At 28.8% G+C, this 21,662-nt stretch carries 18 protein-coding genes and 1 riboswitch; of the genes, 2 read left to right on the forward strand and 16 right to left on the reverse strand.

All coding sequences use genetic code 4. The annotated features are described in order from the left end of the window. Positions 1-20: 20 nt before the first annotated feature. The 5 genes from SSYRP_RS03640 to SSYRP_RS03660 form a co-directional block, all read right to left on the reverse strand. Positions 21-956, reverse strand: a complete 936-nt coding sequence (locus tag SSYRP_RS03640; RefSeq protein WP_016340962.1) for an RluA family pseudouridine synthase — start codon at positions 954-956, stop codon at positions 21-23. Positions 957-1,030: 74 nt separating this feature from the next. Continuing rightward, positions 1,031-2,200, reverse strand: a complete 1,170-nt coding sequence (locus tag SSYRP_RS03645) for a Pr6Pr family membrane protein (protein ID WP_016340963.1) — start codon at positions 2,198-2,200, stop codon at positions 1,031-1,033. Positions 2,201-2,230: 30 nt separating this feature from the next. Continuing rightward, complete coding sequence (locus SSYRP_RS03650) at positions 2,231-2,878, reverse strand: MBL fold metallo-hydrolase (RefSeq protein ID WP_016340964.1); 648 nt, start codon at positions 2,876-2,878, stop codon at positions 2,231-2,233. Between the two features lie 20 nt (positions 2,879-2,898). Next, positions 2,899-3,582, reverse strand: coding sequence for a hypothetical protein (locus SSYRP_RS03655; protein ID WP_016340965.1), 684 nt, complete (start codon positions 3,580-3,582; stop codon positions 2,899-2,901). Positions 3,583-3,695: 113 nt separating this feature from the next. Continuing rightward, on the reverse strand, positions 3,696-4,541 hold the full coding sequence (locus SSYRP_RS03660) for a Cof-type HAD-IIB family hydrolase (protein WP_016340966.1): 846 nt from the start codon (positions 4,539-4,541) through the stop codon (positions 3,696-3,698). Between the two features lie 131 nt (positions 4,542-4,672). Further along, a riboswitch (cobalamin riboswitch) is annotated at positions 4,673-4,858 on the forward strand. Positions 4,859-5,009: 151 nt separating this feature from the next. Here SSYRP_RS03660 and SSYRP_RS03665 point away from each other — a divergent pair. Together SSYRP_RS03665 and SSYRP_RS03670 are read left to right on the forward strand one after the other, a co-directional pair. After that, positions 5,010-5,501, forward strand: coding sequence for a hypothetical protein (locus SSYRP_RS03665; protein WP_016340967.1), 492 nt, complete (start codon positions 5,010-5,012; stop codon positions 5,499-5,501). Between the two features lie 4 nt (positions 5,502-5,505). Next, a complete protein-coding gene (locus SSYRP_RS03670) occupies positions 5,506-6,129 on the forward strand; it encodes a hypothetical protein (RefSeq protein ID WP_144060304.1) in 624 nt (207 codons plus the stop codon). A gap of 13 nt (positions 6,130-6,142) precedes the next feature. On the opposite strand, the gene ribA is transcribed toward SSYRP_RS03670, so the two are convergent. From ribA to SSYRP_RS03725, 11 genes are all read right to left on the reverse strand, one after another. Then, complete coding sequence (gene ribA / locus SSYRP_RS03675) at positions 6,143-6,733, reverse strand: GTP cyclohydrolase II (protein WP_016340969.1); 591 nt, start codon at positions 6,731-6,733, stop codon at positions 6,143-6,145. Between the two features lie 55 nt (positions 6,734-6,788). Next, positions 6,789-9,323: a vitamin B12-dependent ribonucleotide reductase gene (locus tag SSYRP_RS03680; RefSeq protein ID WP_016340970.1), complete on the reverse strand. Its 2,535-nt coding sequence runs from the start codon at positions 9,321-9,323 to the stop codon at positions 6,789-6,791. 112 nt (positions 9,324-9,435) lie between these two features. Beyond that, positions 9,436-10,476, reverse strand: a complete 1,041-nt coding sequence (locus SSYRP_RS03685; protein WP_016340971.1) for a MupG family TIM beta-alpha barrel fold protein — start codon at positions 10,474-10,476, stop codon at positions 9,436-9,438. A gap of 59 nt (positions 10,477-10,535) precedes the next feature. Beyond that, on the reverse strand, positions 10,536-11,441 hold the full coding sequence (gene murQ, locus SSYRP_RS03690; protein WP_016340972.1) for an N-acetylmuramic acid 6-phosphate etherase: 906 nt from the start codon (positions 11,439-11,441) through the stop codon (positions 10,536-10,538). 22 nt (positions 11,442-11,463) lie between these two features. Continuing rightward, positions 11,464-13,185: a PTS transporter subunit EIIC gene (locus SSYRP_RS03695; protein ID WP_016340973.1), complete on the reverse strand. Its 1,722-nt coding sequence runs from the start codon at positions 13,183-13,185 to the stop codon at positions 11,464-11,466. 109 nt (positions 13,186-13,294) lie between these two features. Beyond that, on the reverse strand, positions 13,295-14,131 hold the full coding sequence (locus SSYRP_RS03700; RefSeq protein WP_016340974.1) for a MurR/RpiR family transcriptional regulator: 837 nt from the start codon (positions 14,129-14,131) through the stop codon (positions 13,295-13,297). Between the two features lie 9 nt (positions 14,132-14,140). Further along, positions 14,141-14,341 carry a hypothetical protein gene (locus SSYRP_RS03705; RefSeq protein ID WP_016340975.1) on the reverse strand — a complete coding sequence of 67 codons (201 nt, stop codon included), beginning with the start codon at positions 14,339-14,341 and terminating at the stop codon, positions 14,141-14,143. Between the two features lie 221 nt (positions 14,342-14,562). Continuing rightward, complete coding sequence (locus tag SSYRP_RS03710; protein ID WP_016340976.1) at positions 14,563-16,686, reverse strand: hypothetical protein; 2,124 nt, start codon at positions 16,684-16,686, stop codon at positions 14,563-14,565. A 181-nt stretch (positions 16,687-16,867) separates the two neighbouring features. After that, positions 16,868-17,809: an alpha/beta fold hydrolase gene (locus SSYRP_RS03715; protein WP_016340977.1), complete on the reverse strand. Its 942-nt coding sequence runs from the start codon at positions 17,807-17,809 to the stop codon at positions 16,868-16,870. 244 nt (positions 17,810-18,053) lie between these two features. Next, positions 18,054-18,932 (reverse strand): hypothetical protein, encoded by an 879-nt coding sequence (locus SSYRP_RS03720; protein WP_144060305.1) that lies wholly within the window; start codon positions 18,930-18,932, stop codon positions 18,054-18,056. Then, positions 18,922-21,654: an endo-beta-N-acetylglucosaminidase gene (locus tag SSYRP_RS03725; protein ID WP_016340979.1), complete on the reverse strand. Its 2,733-nt coding sequence runs from the start codon at positions 21,652-21,654 to the stop codon at positions 18,922-18,924. Before SSYRP_RS03725 ends, SSYRP_RS03720 begins: the two co-directional genes overlap by 11 nt. Between the last annotated feature and the right edge of the window lie 8 nt (positions 21,655-21,662).

Raw genomic sequence — 21,662 nt, forward strand, 5'->3', positions numbered from 1 at the left:
CTCCTTTTTTCTATTCTTTTTTATTTTATAATATTTTCCTCAATTTTAATAATCTTTTCATTTAAATATTCTAAATTACCAGAAAAATGATGAAATTCAATTTGATAAGCATACAGCGCAATCATAAAATTAGGATTAATTCTTTTTGCCCCATATTTTTGATCATTTACAACAGGGTGTTTTAAATAGCTTAATGTTGCTCTAATTTGATGTTTCCGTCCCGTTGTTAAAGTAACTTCTAATCATGTTGAATCCACTGATGGTTTTATTACCTTAAAACTTGTTTCACATTCTTGGCTCTCTTCGACTTTTTTGGGACTGAAAACCATTCGTTTTCTTTGTTCATCTTTATAAAGATATCCTCTCACTGTTGTTAGGTCCGCTGGGAAATTACCTTGACATTGAGCTAAATATTTTTTAACAATATATTTTTTATCATTAATTTTTGTCAATAAACTATCTAATGTTGCTTTGTTTTTGGCATAAATTACTAGACCCCTAGTAAATTTATCTAAACGATGAACATGCGAAATTAAAAATGACTGCTCATAGTTTGGATCATATTGGTTAGTATTAATTAAATAATTACGAACGCTTTGGTCTAAACTATCATGCAGTGTGGAATGCATTTCCACCCCATGGGGTTTATCAACAATTAACAAATTCTCATCTTCATAAACAATTTTTAAAGTATTATTCTTATTATTTACCTGGGTTTGGACGGTTGGGCGATAAACAATTTCAATATTTTTATCAAAAATTAAAATTTTATCATTAACAGCTAACAAATATTTGCGATCTTTGACACTTTTATTATTTACTTTGATTTTTTTATTACGAAATAATTTATAAATAACTGACAAACTTGTTGTTGGCAACATTTTTTTTAAAAAATTAAATAGTGTTTGACCAGCATCATTGCTTTTTACAGTTACTTCCAGAATTTGACTACTCATATCGCTCCTACTAAATTTACTTTAATTTTACTAAGTTATTAAACAAAAAGAAAGAAAAATTTAAGAAATAACTATTAACTTAAATTTTTCTGATGTTGTTTTATTTTTTTTGGTTGTTTTGCTTTCTCAGCAGGTGGATTATCACCAACAAAAATTTCTTTACCGTTAAAAATCATAATCGCACTTGCTAAACATAAAATTGGTCCAACTAATCAAATTCAGGTGAAAAACATTAAACTCATCATTAATAATCCCGCGGCAATTCGAGCCAGTTGGCGACCTCGCAAGATGTAAACATAACAAACAATCATTGCCACAAACATAATTACAGAAATGGTAAAGAATCCAACTAACGTTAATTTATTACTAAAGCTTAAATGTAAATACTCAAATTCTTCTAAATTGCCAAAAATCATTAACGCACAGATAACCATGTTTGCCACAGTAATGGCAATAGCAATAGCCCCGCCAATTATGGCTGAACGAGCTGGTTGATAACAGCGTTTATTACATTTTTGTTTTGGTAGCGGATTTTCTGGTTTATGATAACGATTATAAAGTAAGTTGTTAATTCAAATATAAAAATATTGTAATAGGATTGCTATCGTAAAAATAACAACAAGTGAAATCACTAGTAATTCTTCTCCAAATTCTTTCGTATAATCTAAAAAGCCATAAGGAAATCATGAAATAGGATCTTTACCATCTCATTGTCGTAGTGTTCCCCGAATAATTGTGAAAGTAAAATACAATAACATATAAAGCATGATTAGTCATAAATATAAATAATGATGTTTTAAACCATCATAGTTTTCATCCCCTGCCGTTAAAACATAACTAGTAATCATTGCAACTGGCATTACTAAATGTAAAATAACTGTTGCAATTCATCGTCATAAATCATACTGATTTGGTTCTGACGCTTGACTAAAAATACCAGTTCAAAAAACGAGCATTGTAATTGTAATATAGGTTGTAACTGCCAAACGAATAATATAATGTGGTTTAGTATTTTTAAATTTATTTTCAAATAAATAAATTAAGAAATAAAAAGCAACTAAATAATTTGTTTGGGTTGTAAAATAAGCAAAATAAACCGAAGCACGATCGCCATAACCTAAATTAGCAAATTTTGGCATTGGATGAAAAATTGCTCAATAACAGTCAAAGATTAAAAACAACACTAAGCAAATTAACGAAACTAATCGTAGATAAAAGTGGGTCTTGGGATTTCAAGTAAACACTCGCTAATTCCTCCTAAAATATTTTCTAAATTAATGATCAGGGCTAATTTTACCTGCTTCAAGCGCTGCTTGAATAGTAAAATTTTTATTATGCCCTGGTAAAACATGTCATTGTGGTTCTAAATTTGTCATTTTAACTAGTTCTTTAACAAAATATTGATCATTACATAATTTTCCCGTATAACCTGGAGCATTATAATCTGGTAATAAACTAAATCCTGATGTTACTAAATTTAATTTTTTAATTCGGAATAACTGTGTTCCTTTTGTGTGACCAGGAACACTAAATACTTCAACTTCATAACCAATATCATTTGTTATTGTATTACCATCTAATAATTCTAAATTAACAAGCGGAGAATTAATTACTGGCCCAATAATATCACCGGTAATATCATCAACACGTTTCTGAGCTAATAATTTTTCGTCCTTACGTTGTAAATAAATTTTAATATCAGGATATTTTGCTAAAACAAAATCTAAGCCATCAAAATGATCAATATGACCATGGCTAATAAATAATGCTTTTAAACTAATATTACGTTCTGTTAAATAGTCAACAGCTTCTTTTGCTGCATTAGAAGCATCAATCATAATTGCTTCATTACTATCATTAATAATTAAATAAACATTTTGGTTATCATATGTTTGATCAATAAAATTTTTCATTTTTGCCATTTTTTTGTTTTTCCCTTCTATTATTCGCTAAACTCATCTACTAAATATGAGCTATCTTCTAAATACATTACAAAATCATCCATAATTTCCATATAAGTGCTAATACTTTCAAAACTATTTTCATTTGTTAACTCTTGATAATATAAATAAAGGCGTTCTACAAAGGTAATTCCCAATTCTTTGTTTAAAAAGATATATCCAAATCAACGACCAACTCCAGCACAAGCTCCAGCTAAAATTCAAGAGATAAAACTTAAGACATGAGGATTATCTAAATTTTCATGATAAAACTGTGGGCGAATAAAACCCGCCTTAATAATTTCTGTTAATAAATTTAATAATAAATTAATATAATCTGTTGCTTCCCCTTGCGAATCACTATCTTCTTCAACAGCATTACTTACTTTTGTAAAACTATTCATAACAGCTTTATATAGTGCTTTAAAAGATACAACATCTTCTAACTTTACCCCTGGAAAAAAACTGTCTTCATGTTTAAAACCTACTTTTGTTCCTCAAACAGCCGAAGTATAAATACTATCAAAAACCTCAATACTTGGACGATATCATTTAAAACGCAATGATACTTTCGGTTCAGTTATCCCTTGTTCTTGTAATTGCTCACTTGTTAATTTTAAAATTTTTTGATAATTAATTTTAACATCTTTTTTTGCTAAAACTTTTACGATATATGTTTTTTCCATCAATAAAAACCCCTTTTTATGTTGCCTATAGTTTTAATATATTTAGATATAAATATCTATTCTATATGATTATAGCACTATTTTTGCGTGATTAATAAAATCTAAGTCTAATTTTAAAATTCAAAATACTTTTCTAGTGCTTCGGCAACCCCATCCTCATCATTTGATAAACAAGTCGTATTAGCATGCTGTTTAATATGGTTCCCAGCATTAGCCATTGCGACACCAACCCCGGCTCATTTTAACATTTCAACATCATTTTGTTCGTTGCCAAAAGCCATTACTTCACTTGGTTTAATGTTACTTAACTGACATAACTGTTTTAATCCTCACGCCTTATTTGTTCCTTTTTTTGTAATCTCAACAATTGCATGGTCTATTTTTACTTCATGAGAAATTTCTAACCGGTCTTGTCAATTGCTAACAATTGTGGCAATTGTTGCAATTGACCCAGCCATAAATAATTTACCAATTTTTAAATTAGTTTCTCCCTTATATTTATTTAAGACAACTTCCTGAGAAGATTTTGACTTAAAATTTGCAAAATAATGGGCTGTTACGCCATCATTAAAATTCTGACAATAAATTTGTAAAAAATTAAAAGTTGATTGTTGATTTTCAAACATAATAATTGTTGAAATTCCTAATTCTTGTGCCTCTGTGCATAATTGTCCGATAAAATTACTTGGTAAATGATCTTCATATAGTACTTCACCATTAAAGTTATTCCCAACTACAGCCCCATTTAAGCCAATTGAATAATCATTTTCATCTTTTAGGCCCACTTTTTCGACTAAATGATTAATTTGATAAAGTGGTCGCCCCGAGGCAATCACTAATTTAATTCCTAATTGATTTAACTTTTGAAAAGTATTAACAGTTCGCGAAGATAATAATCCTTGCGAATTCAATGATGTTCCATCTAAATCAACAGCAACAAGTTTAATTTTTTTATTCATATTTTATACTCCTTTGTAAAAACTATTTATTATTGCTTTTATTATAACCAAAATTGGACAAGAAAAATATTGAAAATTAATTTTCTAGAAATTTTAAAAGTCAGTTATAATTAATTATAAGAAAGCATTCGCTTTCAAATTGTTTTATTAGTTAATAGTCCTCGACTATTTTAAAGGGAATTGAGTTAAAAGCTCAAGCTGCCCCAGCATCTGTAAGGATGATGAACATTGCATAAACTCACTGAGATTATTCTTGGGAAGAGGCAATAAGTAAAGTGATTCTAAGCCAGAAGACCTACTAATAAAAGAAATAAAAAGTAAATATCCCTGGGGGTGTGATATTTATGAGCAACGTTAAGATTTTATTGTAATAATGTCTTTTTTTAACTCATAAATAAAAACAAAGAACCCTTATTTTATTGGTTCTTTTTTATTTTTTTAGCCTAAGAATTAGGAAAGGAGAACTTTATGAAAAATTTTTCATGAAAAAAATATTTGATGTTTCTAAGTCTAGCAATTGTAATTCTTGGAGCCATTATTTTAAATATCATTTATATTCCAAAATATTATGATCAACTCCATAAAAATAACAGTGTAACTTATAAAAATGTTGAAATTCGGGCAACTGATAAAAATGGTGTTGAGTATTTAAATAAAACCCTAATTTTCAATAATGTTACAACATTAGCTGATGTCATTGAAAAAGACACCAAAGATTTTGATTATTCAGTAACACCTGGAATTGGGATTTTTGTTATCCGCATTGGTAACATTAAAACTGATATTAATAAAGAATATTTTGATCTTCGTAGTGGAGATAGCGATGATAAAGACGCGCAAAACATTAATCCAATTTGTAAAGGGGAAAATAATAGTTGCGAAAAAGGAGCAACAGATGTTATTTTAGAAGATATTAATGTCTTTCGTTTTGTTTTAACAGCTGTTAAAACAAATGGTTAAGCAAATGAAAAAAGATATTTTTTGAACAAATTCAATTAAATTAACAATGAAAATTACCATAATTGCCGTTTTTAGTGCTCTTGGCTTAGCCTTAAAAGCAGCGTTTGCTTTTTTACCAAATATTGAATTTGTGACCTTTATTTTAATGTTTAGTATTTTTTTCTTTAGCATTGAAATTGGTTTTGGAATTGTGAATGTCTATTGTACTTTAAATATGGTAACCTTTGGAATTGCCGATTGAAGTTTAATGTATTTTGTTATTTTTAATTTATATGCCGTAATTATTCTTTGATTAAAACCGTTAATTAGTAAGTGATGATGAACAATGATTATTATGAACGGCTTATTTGGTTATTTATTTGGTAGCCTTTATGCCATCCAAACGGCTCTGTTATTTAATAGTACCAGTGTTGGTTTAGCCTATTGAATTAATGGTTTAGTCTTTGACGCTATTCATGGGACCGGAAATATTATTGTTACCGCGCTGCTATTTGCTCCAGTGTATAAATTAATGGAACAACTAGTACAAAAATGACCCTTTATTTTTAATAACCGTTTTATTATTAATAGTGAAATAAATCTTTGCCAAAAAAATAAATTATCAAAAAAAGAATTAACCTTAAGTTAATTCTTTTTTTGTTTTATAATAAATGACCCATTTTATCTTTTTTGGCTTGAAAATATTTTTCGTTAGTTTCATTTTTACCAACAATTAAAGGGGTTCTTGCTGTAACATTAATGCCATTCGCAATTAGCTGTTCAATTTTATCAGGGTTATTGGTTAATAAATTAACTTCCTTTATTCCTAGTAATGCTAAAGCTACACTAGCACTATCATAATGTCTTAAATCAGGAGCAAAACCTAATTGTTCATTTGCTTGCACAGTATCATAACCTTCATCTTGGAGATTATAAGCTTTCAGTTTATTAACCAAACCAATTCCCCGCCCTTCTTGGGGCAAATATAAGACAACCCCCGTACTAGCATTAATTGCTTCTAAAGCGTTTGCTAATTGTTCACCACAATCACACCGTAATGATCCTAATACATCCCCAGTAAAACACTCTGAATGTAATCGAACCAAAACTGGTTGATTTAAATTAAGTGGTTCTTTAATAATTGCTTTAATTATTTCGCGGCCATTTTGATCGCTAAATAATCTTAAGGCAAAATTTCCATATTTTGTTGGCAACTTTGCGCTGACAACATTTGTTAAGCTGTTTTCGCCCATAAATATCATTCCTTACAATTAGTTCATTGTTATATTTAATAATTTTTCGGTTATTTTATAAACCACATTTTAACTGGACATTACAGTTATTACATGTAACACATCCTCCAGCATCAATCATTGTTCCTTCTTTACAAATTGGACAAACATCACCAACCTCAGCCCCAATTTTACGGTCTTGGTTAATTCCACGCATTTTTCCAACAGTATGTAATTTTTCATCATCTTGTTGACCACTACGGTTATCAACTTCAACTCCTAATTGATCAAAGTTTAATTGTTCTAATGCTGGATGTTGTTCATCAGTTGTTAATGATAAGACTTGGGCATCACGAGAACCATCAACATAAACAGTTCCTCCTTTTGCCCCTCCTTTGTATAAACGAGTATAAATTTTTTCAACATCTTTAACTGAGTAACCACGAGGGGCATTAACAGTTTTTGAAATTGATGAATCAACTCAACGTTGAATAATACATTGTGTATCAGCATGGTCTTCTGGTGCTAAATCCATCGCAGCAACAAAAATATCTGGTAAATTTGTTGCACTATACCCTGGATTATATTTTAATCATTCATCAACAATTTTTGCATTTACTTCAATGTTTTTTCCTAATCGTCCTGAACGATAGAATTTAAAGCCAAAGTATGGTTCTAATCCTGTTGATACTCCAACCATTGTTCCTGTTGAACCAGTTGGGGCAATTGTTAATAAGTGTGAATTACGAATTCCATATTTTAAAATATCTTGACGAATATCTTCTGGCATTTTTTTCATATATCCAGTATTAATGAAACGTTCGGGACTAATTAAGAATGGGAATGATCCTTTTTCTTTTGCTAATTCGATTGAAGCACGGTAAGCTTCTGTTGCCATTAATTCAAAGATTTTATCAACAATTTGATTACCTGCCACACTACCATAACGAACCCCATGATAAATTAGTAAGTCATGTAATCCCATTACTCCTAATCCAACTCGACGTTCTCCTAAAGCTTGTTTTTTATTTGCTTCTAGGAAATATGGTGTTGCATCAATAACATTATCTTGCATTCTAACACAAGTACGAACTGTTTGGCGTAGTTTATCATATAAAATTTCTTTCGTTGTTTTATCAACAAAGTTAGCTAAATTAATTGCCGCTAAGTTACATACTGAGTATGGTGCTAATGGTTGTTCCCCACAAGGATTTGTCGCCACAACTTTCATATCATATGCTTTCGCATTTGTCATATCATTTGCCGTGTCAATAAAGAAGATTCCTGGCTCTGCTGAATAATTGGCACAAAAATTAATTAAATCTCATAAATCTCTGGCTTTCATTTTATAGTAAGTTTTAACTTTATATCCTAAAGCTTTTCATTCATTGATATCACCAATTTTTGATCAGTTTTCATCATAAAAGGCTTTTTCTTCTTTTGTATAATTATCCAAGTCAGGGAATTGTAATTCTCAATCTTCATTGTTTTCAACTGCTTGCATAAATTTATGGGTAATTGTTACAGAGATATTAGCCCCTGATAAAAAGGCTGGGTTATTTACCTCTCATGTTCCCCCTTCATCTAATTTAATGCGCGCTTCGCGAACAACAGCACTGTCATTAATATCTGCTTCTTTGTTAACAGCATATTCATATAGTGTGCGATCAAGACTTGTTAATGGTGAAAACTTAATTTTACGACTTGCTTCATCCCGAATTAATTTATCATTCCCATTTTCTTTTAATCAACGTAGAATTTTTGGGTTTTGCATTTTTGAAATAATAAATTCAATAATATCAGGGTGTCAGTCCGCCATCATAATCATTTGGGCTCCTCTTCGTGACCCTCCTTGTTCAACTAAATGTGTTAAAGTTGACAAGTCATTTAATCATGATACCGCTCCTGATGAACGACCCCCAACTGTTTTAGCAACAGTTCCACGTGGTCGTAAAGTTGAGCCATTTGTTCCAACTCCTCCCCCATGTGACATAATTTCCATTACTTCTTTTCGGTGAATTGAAATTCCTTCCCGTGAGTCTTTAATAAAGGGCATTACAAAACAGTTAAAGAATGTAACATCACTATTACTTCCAGCTCCATATAAAACACGACCTGCTGGAACAATATTTAAGTCTTTTAACTCATTGTAAAAACTTTCTAAATGTGGTGGTTGGTTTTCCTCTTGGTTGCTTAAAGCTTTAGCAACTCTTCAAGCAATTTGTTCATAAAAGATTTCTAATGGTTTTTCCACCATATGTAAATTTTTACGAATTATATTATTACTATTATTAATTAATAAGTCTTTATCGATACTATGAACATATTCTTCCTCAATTTTAATATCACAAGTTCCATTAATTCGATCAACTTCAACAATGTTCCCAATTCCACGAGTTGGGAATCAGCCATCATCTTTAATAACTGTTAACACTAAATCATTCTTTTTTAATGTTTTTAAAGTATTATCTTTTTGAGCATAGCGGTCTAAAACAACCATTCTTGAAACTCCATCAAAAACCATTTGATAACTATCTTCAATTTCTTTTAGATATGGGAAATGTTCACGAATATCTTGATTTAAACTTGCTATTAATTCTTTTGCGTACATTTTAAACTCTCCTTTTTGTCAAATTAGTGGACATAATTAAGTATACCAAACTTTTTTATAGTTTTTAATTTGAAACACTTTTTCTTTTTTTGGTAAAAAAATGCTTTTGTTATTATACAAAAGCAATTGGTTGGCCAGGTTTTAATAATTCAATTAAAATCCCTTCTTTTTCCAGGTTTGCAAGGTAATTAGTTTTTTCATCAATTTTAATTGGTAATTTTGTGAGATAAATCTCGCCATTATAACGATGATAATTTTCATTATCAATTAATAATGTATACGGTTTAACTTCGCCGCTAATTTCATTCTGAAATGGTACGACTAGACTATTATTTTGTCCTAATCCCCGACTTTCTAAAAACCTTAAAACATAAGAATTGCTATCTTCGCGCAAATGATAACGCTGATTTTGTAATTTTGCGATAATCGCTTTTGGCAGATTAGCATAATCTAATTTTATCGTAATATTGTCCGATTTGTTAATTTTTGTTAAAAATTTTAATTCTTCTTCACTAACATTTAAATCCCCAATAATACAAGTATCAATATCGTGCTTTTTATATCATTGTAACTGGACATATGGCTCTAAAAAGCGCATTTTTTCGACTGTTGGTAATCCTTGAAAAACAGGTTTACGAGGATGGGCTTGAGAAGCAATAAAGGCATTTGTTTTAACACCATATTCTTTAATAATTCGATTACGATAAATTAAAGTCCCCTCATCCATCCCAGTATATGGTTTTGGATAAAAGTTATAAGAAACCGATAAACGACTACTTCCTCGTAATTTAATAATTTCAATAATATCATCTAAGCTATTATCACTACCATTGATTTGAATATCAAACGGTAAAGTATCAATTATGCTAATTACTTCGGTAAGACTAAAACCAAAGTCTAACCGAATCGCATCTGGTTTTCAAGTCATAATTTTTGCTTGATCAAAATATTTTTTACTAATGTCAAGACAAACATACATCCCTAATTGTTGGGCATAATTAATTAAAGTCGCTAATTCAGTCTCATTTTGGCTTTCGACCAAATGGCCACTACAAAAAACATAATTAAAGCCGGCGCTTTGCGCTGTTTTTAAATAAGCTTGGTTTTCGGTCAAACTCATTTCTCCCGTTGTATAAATTGAAACTCCTAACATCTTGACCTCCTGTTATGGGAATAAAAGACATCTCAAAGGAGATGTCTTTTACCTATAAATTATTGATTTTTTAATACTGCGGCAATACTGTTATTAGCTGTAGCTAGTAGGGTAATACTTTCCTCATAATTAACATTACAGAAAATCATCACTATGGCATGCTTACATGAATAATTTGCTTCCACTAATGCGGCATTGATTTTTTCATCATCCGCCCCAGTGATTTCTTTAATAATCCGTGCTGTTCGTACTTTTAACTTCTCATTTGAAGCTTTTAAATCAACCATTAAATTTTGGTAAACTTTTCCTCATTTAATCATTAAGGTTGTTGAAATCATATTACATACTAACTTTGTGGCTGTTCCGGCTTTCATTCTTGTACTTCCAGTTACAACTTCTGGGCCAGTTACAACCGCAATTGTTTGGTCGGCAACGGCACTCATTTCTGAGTTTTTTGTCATACACATTCCAACCGCTAAAGCGCCAACTGTTTTAGCATATTCTAACCCAGCTAAAACATATGGTGTTCTTCCTGAAGCAGCAATTCCAATGACTGTATCTAATGGTCCTAAGTTAATTGCTTTTAAATCAGCAACTGCTTGGGTTTCATCATCTTCAGCTCCTTCAACGGCATTACGAATGGCGTAATCTCCCCCAGCCATAATACCAATAATAAGTTGATCACTAACACCATAAGTTGGGGGCATTTCAGAAGCATCTAAAACACCAATTCGCCCTGATGTTCCAGCTCCAATATAAATAACGCGACCATTTTGTTGAAAACGGGGAAAAATTAAATCAACAACTGTTGTAATTGTTGGCAATTCACTTTTAATCGCCTCAGCAATTTTCCCATCTTCATTATTAATAATTGTTAAAATTTCTGATGTACTTTTTTGGTCAATATCCATACTATTTATATTTCTTTGCTCAGTATCAATTTTTGACAAATCAATTTTTTTCATAAATAACTCCTTCATTTAACTTCTATTCTACTTTTGTTTTAGCAATTTTTAAGCGTTCAGCTTTTGGTAATTGATAATATGATACTGTTCAGTACACAAAAATCCCAACTACTGTACAAAAGGCTGTTGTTCATAAAATTTGTTGTCAAAGTTTATATTTACCATTTTTTTTGTACAATTCTTTCATATCTTTACCACCAATTTTAACAATTCGTGAATATCCAAATAAGGTTACTAATAGTCCCCCAGCAATTGATATTCCACAAGCGATTAAGTATAAAATTACTGCTAAAACAATATTTCCTGAATCAGTTGTCATCATAAAGGCTGCTAAAATTCCTGATGGCCCAAACATTGCGTTAAGACCAAAAGTAATGTTTCCTCACATTGACATTGCGCCAATAAAGAATCCGGCAAAACCAGCTCCAATTGATGAAGTAATAAATGGACGAACACGAGGTAAAGTTACCCCATAAATCATTGGTTCTCCAATTCCAAAAAAGGCTGGAATCAATGATCCTTGAATTTGACGACGTAATAAACTACCTTTATCAGCTAATAATCATAAAGCGATTCCAGTTCCAAACTGAGCCATTCCAGCCATTGCTAAAATTGGGAATAATCCATTAACACCAGTTTGTTGAATCATCATTGCATAAATTGGGACAAATCCTTGGTGAATTCCAAACGCGACCGCAGTTAAGAAAATTGCGGCTAGGACGAAGGCTCCAAATGGATTTGTATGGAGATGAAGAAAGAATCATGCTACTCCCATGTATAAATATCCTGAAACAGGAATTAATACAAAAATATTTAAGATTAATAATGCGAATAAAACTAGGGTTGGTGTTCCAATTGTGTCAAGAACTCCAGGCATAAACTTACGAACCCCACGTTCTAATCAAATTGAGGCTGTTGCTGTTAATAATGCTCCTAAAATATTTCCTGAAGCATAACCAAAAACTCATTGCCCACTTTCATTCATTTCAGGACGGAATCCAACTGTTAATCAGTTACTTGCTGGATTATGAATTGGAATTCCTAAAAAAGTAATATTATTTGGATCAGTATTGATAATTAATTTAATTAATTCTGAACCAAAAACTGGTGAATACATTGAAGCAACCATTGCTCCTAATACTCCACTACCTCCAAATACTTCGGCTGTTCTTCAACCAACAATAATAATGAAGGCATTTTTTCAAATATTTAATAACAAGTTTAAAGCGTTAAATCATGACTGAACAACTGCTGAAGCGGTTGTAATATCGCCACCAAAAGCTGATTGCATAATTCCAGCAATCCCAGCTAGAATCCCTGCTCCAATGAAACCAATAATCATTGGTGAGAAAATTCGTGAAAACTTCGTAAAGAAGTTTTGTAATCAATTTGATTTTCCTTTTATTGCTCCTTTTACTTGTTTTGCGACGTCAGCAGCACTGACAAAGTCGGCGCTTTGTTCAGCACCATCAACTGGACTAGTTTGTTGTGCATTAACTAATTTCCCAAATTCTTGGGTAACTGTTCCAACAAAACCAGGTCCTAAAACGATTTGTAATTCAGTTGCTGAGGGTGTTAAAATTCCCATTACATTTGTTACTGTTTTTAATTTTTCTAAATCTACGTTAACGCCAGGTTTGATGTTTAAGCGTAGTCTTGTTAAACAATTTGTAAATGAAACAACATTCTCAGGCCCAATTACACCGACAAGATCTTGTGCGGTTTGTTTTGGATTTTTTGCCATTTTCTATTCCTCCTGATATATCCTTTATTATCTTAAAACAACTGTTCTTAATTCACAATTAAAAACAGTTGTTCTGTAATTTCACATCAAAAATTGTAAAATTTTCTATTTAAAATTTATTAATAATGGTATTTTCTAAAATATGATGATATTGCTCCATATCAGTTGTTAATAAACTTGAATACAGCATATCTAATGCAAATAATAAGGCAAAACGACTTGTTGTCGAAATTAATCGTTCAATTGATTCATTACTTGAAATAGTAATTGCGTTATTAGCAATTGCCGCTAAACTATTATTGGCATTTTTACAAATAACAGCAACTGGGGTTCTATTATCTTGGCAAATTTTTGCTAATTTAATTAAGTCTAACGTTTCCCCTGAATAACTAATAAAAATTGCTAAATCATCAGGCGATAATTGTTTTGCCAGAAAATAACCGCTATGAAAATCATTAACAGCAAAAATATTAAAACCTAACCGCAACAGTTTTTCTTGAAAATCCTTAGCAACGTTATATGTTCCCCCAACGGCAAAAACAACAATTTTACGACTTTTTTTAATTAAGGTAATTATCTCATCAAAACTTTCTTTTTGTTTAATCACTAAACGAAATGTATCGTGTAAAGTTTTAACAGTATTGTGGTATCCCTTAATCATAAAACTATTATTATTTTGTTCATTTAAGAGGAACTCTTCTCCCGTTAAATTATAATTAAAATATTTAATAACATGAATTAATTCTTTGTAGCCGTCCAAATCAAGGTATTTAGTAAAACGATTTATTGTTGCAACAGAAGTATAAGTATATTCTGCCATTTCGGTAATTGTAATATCAGGGATAATAGCTAGATTTTGAATAATATACTTTGCAATAAATGAAAAGCGATGATCACTGTTTAAACTAATTTCCTTGATTTTCCGAATAATATCATTTTCTGTCATAATTGCCCCCTAATGTTTTTTATTATATCGTTCAAAAATAAACCATAAAATCATTAAACAAAAAAAACCTAAACCAGCCAAAGATAAAAGCACAATGGCAACAATAATAAAATCAAATAAATAAAAAATAGTTCCAATTCCAGCTAATACTGCTAAGCCAAATAATGATCAGCTAATAATTTTCTTTTGTTTTGTTGTAAAACTAAACATCTTTTTCACCTTCCAATAATATAACTATATTATAACGAATTAATTACTATTTTGATACTTAGTTTAATATTATAATCTTTAATAATAAAAAACTTCTTAGATTACAAGTCAAATCTATATTACTTTAATAAAGTATCATTTGAAAATAATAAATAAAAAGACTAAATATCTTAGTCTTTTAAAATATTTCTATAACTTAAATTTTTTTAAAAAGTAAAATACTACTCATTTTTTAGGATATACACGCCATTGTCACCATTATAACTTTTTCTAAAACCTAAAAATGTCCCGCTTTTTAATTTAATGGCTAATTGCATTTCTTCTTCATTAGGGAACCCAGTTTGTTCTTTAAGACTCAAATCTGAATAAAGATGATAAATACACTTAGTTTGCGCTGCTCCCCCTAATAAGATAATGCCCGAATTTTCGGATTGAAGAAGGCTATAACCTCAAGCATTACAAACTCCAGGAGGATTAAGGAAAATTTTCTTTTGAATGCTATAATCTTTATTTAATTGAATAATTTCTTCACCATTCAAGTTAGACGTCAAGAAAATTGATCCATTTTCTAACTGATATAAATAAGTGTAGGAAATATCATCATATTTTTTAATTTGTTTTAGAAGAGTCCCATCCGCATTAAGTTGATATAGAGTAGGGTTTTTTTCTGAACTTATTCCTAAAATAGTTCCATTGTGTAAAAAAATTATGTCACCCAATTTGTCATTTAAAGGATTATTAGGATTATCTTCAACTTTTTTTATTATTTTTCCACTTCTACTATCTAATAAAAATAAACCTTTAGAATATCCTAGCCCCATTAATATATTGTTATCAGGTGTTTTTATAATTTTATTAAAAATTTGGTCTTCTACTTTAGTAACATATTTACCATCAAGACTAAATAAGTGTGTCCCTTGTCCTTTATTTTCTACTCATCCTGAAACTAATATTAAATTATTTTCTAATTCAAATGCTGTGTCTAAATCGCTAATTTTAATATCATTTTCTACCTTTTCTTTAATTTGACCTAATTCTTTATTAAAACTCCGAAATTCTACTGTAATTAAATAACTATCATTAATATAATAATCTTTACTATTACTTTTAACCTTAATTTTTGCTTCCTTATCAACAACATTACCAGGTATTACTTCAACTTGATCAATAAGAACATTTTTATTTTTTAATTTAACTGCTTCTAAAATTGTCTTAGATTTATAATTTTTAATATCCCCTAAATTAATTTCAGTTAAATCGTTTGATAGCATTTTTCTATCTGTATTACTAAAATATAATTCTAATGATTCATCTGAAACATAAATTGATTTTTCCCCTTGCGAAACTAAATTTCCTTTTAAAATAATTTGATTATTTTCAACTGTAATAATATTTTCAATATTGACATAGTCTAAAACTAATTTTGGGTTTTCTAATTTAATAATTTTCAATAATTCTGGTGGGTTTGGTGAATTAGTGTTGATAAAAAAATTTCTCTTTATAACATGGGTTAATAAAGAAATCTTTGTAGGTAAAAAAGAAACTATGACAGTTGAATCAGTATTATAAATATTACTTGAAGATTTTACATAAATAACTGCATTTGTATCAGTAATATTTTTTACTAATAAATCCTGTATGTCTAATTTTTTATTTTTCTTTTTTGCGGCTTGTAAAATTGAGTTTTCCCGATTATCATTAATTAAATCAAGTTGAGAATCAGCAAGATGTTCATTTAAATCAATTCGTTGCTTACTTGGATTAATTATTGATCCGGAATTATTTTGCCCAGATAAAAAATATCAACTTAAAAAACCACCCATTGCTGCAAACATTAAAATAAAAACTAAACTAAGTAACATAATTGTTTTTCGCATTTTTGACATATGTAAAAAATGTTGGCGATGAATCAACGTCATTTGACGACTAAAACTTTGTTTTAGAGCGTGATTATTTTTTTCAATTATTTTTGGAACTAACATTTGTTGTTTTTTTGTAGTTGTTAAACTATTTGAAACTAAATTATAGTCCTTGATTTTGTGAATTGTTTGTTGTGATAATAAGATAGTATTATTAATAACTGGTATTTTGGTAGTGCCATCTCCATTATAAATTGAATCTTTTCAAATAAAAACATATGAGTCTTGACGACAAAAAATTAATGCCAAAGGCAAAATATTTTTATCATCTAATACATCTCGTGTTTTATCAACTTTACACTTAAATAAATCTAGGTCATTTAAATTTTTTTCTCGGTTATTTTTAACATATGAGATAATGTTTCTAAATTTAAATTGACAGTCATAACACATTTTATTGTAAATTAACTGAATTTTATTGTTCATATTTACTTTTCTCCCAAAACGATTTACAAACTTTTTAATTATTTGTAATAATAATTATAGCAAAAGAATGTTTTTTTTGCAATAATCCACTTTGAAACCCTTGTTTTACAAAATAAGTAAAATAAAATAAGAATAGGTTTAACCTTAAACTAACCCTATTCTTATTATTAAAATTTATTACTTATTTTTTAACTGGTAAATGTTTATCATAGAATTTAAGAATATCAGCCATTACTTCAGATTTAATTTTTTCATTTAAAATTTCGTGACGAGCCCCTGGATATAATTTCATTTCATCATTATGATGGTGTTTTTTATATAATTTAAAGGTTTTTTTAACACCTTTCCCAAAGTTACCAACCGGATCATCGCCTCCAGCAATAAATAATAGCGGTAATTTTTTAGGTGTTTTAGCAATATTTTTTGTATCGGTAATAAAAATTAAACCGTTAAACATATCTTTAAAAGCACTTGTTGAAAAAATTTGTCCAGCCAAAGGATCACGCTGAAACTTATCTTGCACTTTTAAATCAGAAGATAATCATTCTGTCCCAGTTTTACCCTCTTTTTGGAATTTTTTATTTAATGGGGCATAAGATAAATTATAGATAAAGTGGTCTTTTGCTTTTGGCCCATATTTGGCTTGGTGCTTTTCCGCTAAATGAGCTGAAAATTTTAGTAACCCTTTTTTATGATGGGCTGTTCCGCAAACTACTAAAGCTGCTAAATTATCCCCATACAACATTGCATAATGACGAACCATAAATGATCCCATTGAGTGTCCAAACATTACAATTGGTAGTTCAGGATAATGTTTTTTAATATAAGTTGTTACTTCATTTAAATCTTCAATTAATTTATCTCAACCATCTTCTTCTGCAAAAAATCCTAAATCTTCTTTTGCTAAAGCGGTTTTACCATGCCCACGGTGATCACTTGCGATAACAATATAATGATGTTCTACTAAGTATTCAGCAAATTCTTGGTATCGTAAGGCATGTTCACAACTACCATGGACTAACTGAACAACCCCTTTAACACTAGTTAAATTTTTTGGTTTTCATTCATACATATGTAATTCTGTTTTATCACGTAAAATTTGTTTTCATTCTTTAAATTCCATTTTAACTTATCTCCTTTTAATAGTTTTATTATACCTTAGTTTTGCTTAACATACAATTTATAGTAATTGTAATGGTTTAATAAGCATTTCATTGTTAGTAAACATTTTCAAATATTTATATTATTTATATAAGTATTTGAAAGATGATTAATATTATCTATTTATATTTTATTAAGTAATCTTTCTGAAAAGTAATTATTTTAAAAATTTAATTAAAATAAAAACTAATAGTAAAGATTAGTTTTTATTTTTTTATATTTAAAGAAAAGGCATAACAAGAATAGCTGAAAGTTAAAATAATAAATCCTAAATTCCCTAATAAAGGTTGTCAATAATAAGAAAAAGGAATATAGGAATCAATACTATTAATAAAGAAATAAACATTATAAAAATTTTTATACATTTCCGCATTTGCATATAATAGCAATCATGTTGAATATTTTTGGGGAACAAAATAACCAATTATGCTGATTGCTAAAACTGAAGAACTATCATTTGGCGATAAAAAAATATCACCAAAAATTGCCATAAAAAATATAATTAAAATATTTATCGTCTGAATTACATAAATATTTTTTAAAGTTCCAGTAATAGATACACCGATAAAAGTACCTAAAATTGAGCTCAATAATAAGGCAAAAATTACGCCTAAAATTTGTCTAAAATCTATAATCGATAAAATTCAATTAATAAAGTCATTAGTGGGTGTTATAAACCCAAAAATAAACAAATAAAGAAAACTACAGGCAATCGTAAATAAACTTGCAACAATATTTGCGTTAATAAAACCAAGTAAAAAATTAATTTTAGTTATTTTAAAGTTATTCATCTGTTTGATAAAGATACTTTTTCTTCAATCAAATAAAATAAAAGAAGTAAATAAAATCATTGATAAAATTGGGACAAAAAATAAGGTTGGGTATAAATAATGATTTATTGGATTATGAAAAAATGAACTTTTAATTGCTAAATCAATAAAACTTAATAAGGCAGGAATTATAATTAAATATATATAAGATTTAAAACTTGTAAAAATTGTTTTAGAAGTGTATAAAAAAACTTTATGTTCTTTAATGAAACTATTCTTTACATCGATAAAAGAATTTTGGACTTTATATTTCAATTTTAAATTCAACACCTTTCATTATATTTCCTTGCTTATCAATTGGAATAATTGCTAAATTAATATGTTCTAAACCTTCAACGTTTATATCTCTAATAAAATAATTATTCATAGTTGTTTCCCCAGCACGATTTCAAATCCCTGATTTCGGTGATTTTATATAAAATTCATAATAATCAACATTATTACCAATGCTTTCAAATAAAAATCTTATATTAACACTATTTTCTCTTTTAATTAAATACTCAATTTTTAAATTCGAAATTAAAACTGGATCTTGGGATGCAAAACTACTACTATTTTTAAATATTTTTAATTGCCCAACATTTAGTTTTGCATTTATATCAGCATTTGCCGAAAAAGATAACCCAATACGCGATATTTTATGATTATTGTCAATTGTCCCTTTAATTTGCGATAAATCAAAGGTAACTATTGTTCAATTATCATTATATTTTTGCGAATTTATTTGTTCTAATTCTTCATAGCGATTACTTTTACCATCAATATCAGTTATAGTAACTAATCCTTTAGTATTTAAATTACTATCATTTTTAATTGCCATTTGAACTAAATTATTTTTATTTTTAATATCAGTTCCCATAATATTTCATAGATATTTTTTATTCGCTTCCAGTTTTGCTGGAATAACTTTTCCATATTCATCAAAACCTGAACCAATAGATAAGGAATTAGTTTTTTTAAAGACATCATAATAATCATAAAAACCATTAATTTTATTGTATGCTGGTTTTTTAGGGTTTAATATATCATAACTTGATAAATCACTATTATCAGCTTGATCAATATTTCACTGATATGTTGGTAAAACATCAGCTAAACGTTTATTAGTAAACGGATAATTTTTTACAACATAACTATTTCCTTCAGAATCTCTATCAACAAATTGAATACCACTCCCCATTGAAAAATTAGTTGCAAAATTAATATCTTGGTCTTTATCACTAATTACTGTTTTTTCTTTAATTAAATTACCAATTCCATAAGAATTAGAATTGATACCATTGTTAGAATTTGCATTGTAAATGAAATTTTTAATAAACTTTTCATTATCTGTATCTTCTAATTTTTTGTCTTTATTTTGAACTTTTATTCGATCATCATTTAATAAAAATAAGTTTTTATAATGTGTTCTATCTTTAAATCCTCTGTAATCATTTGATAATCTGTTTAAATTTAAACCTTTGTCATTAGGGTTAATATTAGTGTTTAAACCATTAAAAATAATATCATTATATAAATTATTGACTTGTGTTGCAAAAACAAAATCAGAGATAGAATTATAGTTTGTTAATTTTTTTGCGGCATATGAAGCAATCGCTCCAGATCCGTCATCCATATAACCTGAGAAAGAGGATCAAACATTTTTATCATAATCAACTATACTTTTTCCACTATTATTGTAGCCATTCACTAACTTATAAGACAATTGTTTTCAATCATAAGTTCCAATTGATCACGTATAACCCCCACCTGGTTCACTAATGTTTAACATTGTATATAAATTATTATTTTTATAAAATGGATTTTCTTTTAAAAACATTTCAGATTTTTCAACAGGCTCGGAAAAATCTAGTTGAATGTCTATTGGTGTTTTAGTTTTAATTGCTTCTTGGGTAATTCCATAAGTTTCTTTATCAACATAATCATTTCCACGTTTTGATAAAGTTGATCATGCTCGATAAAATGTTAAGCGCAGTTTTTTAACATTTTCGTCTTCTGACCTGTTAATTTTTTGGTTAAATTGATTAACAATATCTAGAATAACATGGTAATCTAATACCGTTCCATTTGGATCAAACCCATTAGATTCATCATTTAAAAATCAACCATCAAAGCCATTATATTGGGCAATTTCAATCAACTTGTCAACTATTAAATAATTTCCACTTGCATCTTTTTTAATAAAGTTAGTTAACATATCTTTTGTTAAACCATGTGATCCATCAAGAAAAACATTTCCATAAATTGGGACCCCATTTTTATGAGCAATATCAATAGTATCAGCTGGGGGCGGAACTATTGGCCCTTCAAACCATGATCCTGATCAATTAATAAAATTATTAATATACTGCCAATTAGTATTTGTATTTTCAAATGGATTTTTACTTCCTACAATTGAACTATCAAAAGTTCTATGTTTTCTAGTTGAAAATCCTAAATAATTAAAATTCATTCCTTCATGTTGTTCTGGGTTATAAAATGGTACATCTACACGAGTTTGTAATTTTACATTAGATCTATTATATTTTGCATCATTATCATTATTCGGTGACCAATCTAAAATTGAATTAACTGTTTTATAACTTTGAGCTTTACTTGTTATTCCAAAATCTGACGCAAAATTACCATTAGGCATAAATCCTTTATTCATTGGAGCCCCAGTCACAGCTTGTTTTTTAATTCCTTCTTTATATTGAAAGCCAGTACTAAATTTAGAATAATCTAAAAATCTACCAGAATTTAAAGCTTTAATTGACTGTCCATTTTGGCTAATATTTCCATCAACATTTATTCCAGCCGGGTTATTGTTTAGATCATATTTTAATCCGTCCCCATAATCTAAATCACTTCAATCAAAATCAGGTAACGAATTTAAAAACCTATTTCCATTTTTATCACCAATATCACAAGCTACAACAGCCAAAGTCATTGCTCCTACTACTATAACAGAAGCTAATAAATTTAATCTTTTTTTCATATTATTAT

Origin of the sequence: Spiroplasma syrphidicola EA-1, assembly GCF_000400955.1 — a bacterium.
Taxonomy (GTDB): domain Bacteria; phylum Bacillota_I; class Bacilli_A; order Mycoplasmatales; family Mycoplasmataceae; genus Spiroplasma; species Spiroplasma syrphidicola.